Raw genomic sequence first — 2,839 nt, forward strand, 5'->3', positions numbered from 1 at the left:
GTACGAGCAGGTGCTCGTACGGGCCGCCGCCGTTTCGCGCCGGGCGCGGGCCCGGTCAGGCCTTCTTGACCACGCTCGACTTGAGCTGCATCGCGCCGAACCCCTCGATCCGGCAGTCGATGTCGTGGCCGTCGACGCCGTCGACCAGACGGATGTTGCGGACCTTGGTGCCCGCCTTGATGCCGGAGACGCTGCCCTTGACCTTGAGGGCCTTGACGACGGTCACGGTGTCGCCGTCGCTGAGCACGTTGCCGACCGCGTCCCGGATCACCCGCTCGCCCGGGCCGGCCGGTTCGGCGGCGCCGCCTGCCGCGGGCATCCACTCGTGGCCGCACTCCGGGCAGACCATGAGGGCGTTCATCTCATAGGTGTACTCGCTGGAGCACGACGGGCACGGGGGGAGGTGGTCGCTCATGCGCGCGGGCTGTCCTCTCAGGTCGGGCCGGGGGTCGGCGGCTCGCCAGCATGTATGAAGTTGAAGAATTTTTCAAATCGCTTGTTCGAGGGCATCCGACCGCGGACGGTGACGTTCCCGGCAGGGCGCGCGCGGGCCGTGGACGCCGGTGCCCGATGGCTGGTATCCAGGCCACTGGCAGCGCGACCGGCGGCCGGCCGGCGCCCACCGCCCCCTGCGGGCTCACCAGCCCACGGACGGAAGGGTGTTGAGACCGGGCCGGGACGTACAACCAGGAAAGCGGAGACGATGCGCAGAGTTCTGATCGTCGGCGCCGGGCAGGCCGGCCTCCAACTGGCCCTGGGGCTCCAGGCCCACGGCTACGACGTGACGGTGATGACCGACCGCGACGCGGACGCGGTCCGCAGCGGCCGGGTGCTGTCCACCCAGTGCATGTTCGACGCCGCACTGCGGACCGAACGCGACCTCGGCCTGGACCTCTGGGCGGACGCCGCACCCCGGATCGAGGGCCTCGGAGTCTCCGTCGCCGGGCCGCAGTCCGTGCGGGTGATCGACTGGGTCGGGCGCCTGGACGCGCCCGCGCAGTCCGTCGACCAGCGGCTGAAGATGCCCGCCTGGCTGGAGACCTTCGCCGGGCGCGGCGGCCGGGTCGTGGTCCGCCCGGTGACCGTCGGCGACCTCGAACACCTCTCCGGCTCCTACGACCTGGTCCTGGTCGCGGCCGGAAAGGGCGACCTGGCCGCGATGTTCGAGCGCGACCACGAGCGCTCCCGGTACGACCGGCCGCAGCGCGCGCTGGCCGCCAGCTACGTGTACGGGCTCGGCCCGCGCCCCGAGCACGACTTCCCCGCCGTCCGCTGCAACGTGGTGCCCGGCATCGGCGAACTGTTCGTGATGCCGGCGCTGACCGCGGCCGGCCCGTGCGACATCCTGCTCTGGGAGGCCGCCCCGGGCGGCCCGGCGGACGCCTTCGACGGGGTCCGCGACCCGGCCGAACACCTGCGGGTGACGCTCGACCTGATGAAGGCCTTCACTCCTTGGGAGTACGACCGCGCCCGGGCCGGAATCGAACTCACCGACGCCGGCGCCACCCTCGCCGGGCGCTTCACCCCCGCCGTCCGCCACCCGGTCGGCGAACTGCCCGGCGGCGGAGCGGTGCTGGGCGTCGCGGACGTCGTCGTCCTCAACGACCCGATCACCGGCCAGGGCTCCAACAACGCCGCCCGGTGCGCGGCCGGCTACCTCGACGCGATCCTCGCCCACGGCGACAAGCCGTTCGACCGCGACTTCATGCGGGCCGCCTTCGACCGCTTCTGGCAGGCCGTGCGCCCAAGCACCGTCTGGAGCAACGCGATGCTCGCGCCGCCGCCCGAGCACGTCCTGCACCTGCTCGGCGCCGCCGGTCAACTCCCGCCCGTCGCCGTCCGGTTCGCCAACGCCTTCAACGACCCGGCCGACCTGGAGCAGTGGTTCCTCGACCCCGCGAAGGCGGCCGCCTACCTGGAGTCGTTCACCCCGCAGGACTGACCGCAGCGGATCGGCCGGGGCGGATCGGCTGGAGCGGATCGGCTGGAGCGGATCGGCTGGAGCGGATCGGCCGGGGCGCCCGAGCGGACGGCGGGCCCCGGCCGCCATGGGGGCGGTGCACCGGAGCGCCGGTCACGGCTCGCTCAAGTGCGGCTGAGGCAGGAGCCGGTGTTGCGCCCGGCGAGGTGGGCATCCGGCCAATGTGCCGAGCGCCCGGGTCCGGCGCGGCCGGCCGCGGCCTAGAGTCGCCGGTGGGCGGTGCGACGCCGGGGTCAGGACGATCCGCGTGCGCCGCCGCACCCCCGGGGGCCGGCACACCCTCGGCCCCCACCCCGCCACAAGCGCACCTCGGCCTCGTCCGCCACCCCAAAGGAGTCCGACATGTCCGACCTTGCCATGTCCGCGTCCACGTCCGCCCCGGGCCTCGTCGGCCAGGCGCTCGACCTCCAGGACCTGGACCTCAGCGAGCTGACCGTCACCGCGCTGCGCGACACCGTCGCCCTGCCGGAGAACGGCGGCTCCTGGGGGTCCTGCTCCTGCCAGGCCTCGTCCTCCTGCGCCCAGCCGAACCTGCCCGGCGCGGACTCGTTCTGACCATCCGTCAATTCATCTCGAACATCCGGGAGACCACATGTCGGACCACTTCGAGGACGTCCTCGCCCTCGACGACCTCGACCTCGGCGAGCTGACCGTCACCGCGCTGCGCGACACCGTCGCCCTGCCCGAGACGGGCGCCTCCGGGGCACCCAGCTCCAGCTCCTGCGGATCGTCCTCCTGCGCCGCTCCGCACCCGCCGACCCGGACCTTCTGAGCCCGGCGTCGCCAAGTCCCCGTTGAACAGCGCGTGTCGGCGTGGGGGGGGGAGAAAGGGAGACGGAGAGGGACAACACAAAAAAA

General features: G+C 73.1%; 4 protein-coding genes. 3 read left to right on the top strand and 1 reads right to left on the bottom strand.

The window, feature by feature from the left end:
- Positions 1-55: 55 nt before the first annotated feature.
- Positions 56-415 (bottom strand): zinc ribbon domain-containing protein YjdM, encoded by a 360-nt coding sequence (locus ACFVX9_RS39235; RefSeq protein ID WP_063345891.1) that lies wholly within the window; start codon positions 413-415, stop codon positions 56-58.
- Between the two features lie 288 nt (positions 416-703).
- Between ACFVX9_RS39235 and ACFVX9_RS39240 the strand changes: the two genes are divergently transcribed.
- The 3 genes from ACFVX9_RS39240 (at position 704) to ACFVX9_RS39250 (ending at position 2,753) form a co-directional block, all read left to right on the top strand.
- A complete protein-coding gene (locus ACFVX9_RS39240) occupies positions 704-1,942 on the top strand; it encodes a styrene monooxygenase/indole monooxygenase family protein (protein WP_380488095.1) in 1,239 nt (412 codons plus the stop codon).
- Between the two features lie 381 nt (positions 1,943-2,323).
- Positions 2,324-2,536 carry a thiazolylpeptide-type bacteriocin gene (locus ACFVX9_RS39245; RefSeq protein ID WP_380381049.1) on the top strand — a complete coding sequence of 71 codons (213 nt, stop codon included), beginning with the start codon at positions 2,324-2,326 and terminating at the stop codon, positions 2,534-2,536.
- Positions 2,537-2,573: 37 nt separating this feature from the next.
- Complete coding sequence (locus ACFVX9_RS39250) at positions 2,574-2,753, top strand: thiazolylpeptide-type bacteriocin (protein WP_363376356.1); 180 nt, start codon at positions 2,574-2,576, stop codon at positions 2,751-2,753.
- Positions 2,754-2,839: the final 86 nt, after the last annotated feature.

Origin of the sequence: Kitasatospora sp. NPDC058243 (assembly GCF_042882025.1) — a bacterium.
GTDB lineage: Bacteria > Actinomycetota > Actinomycetes > Streptomycetales > Streptomycetaceae > Kitasatospora.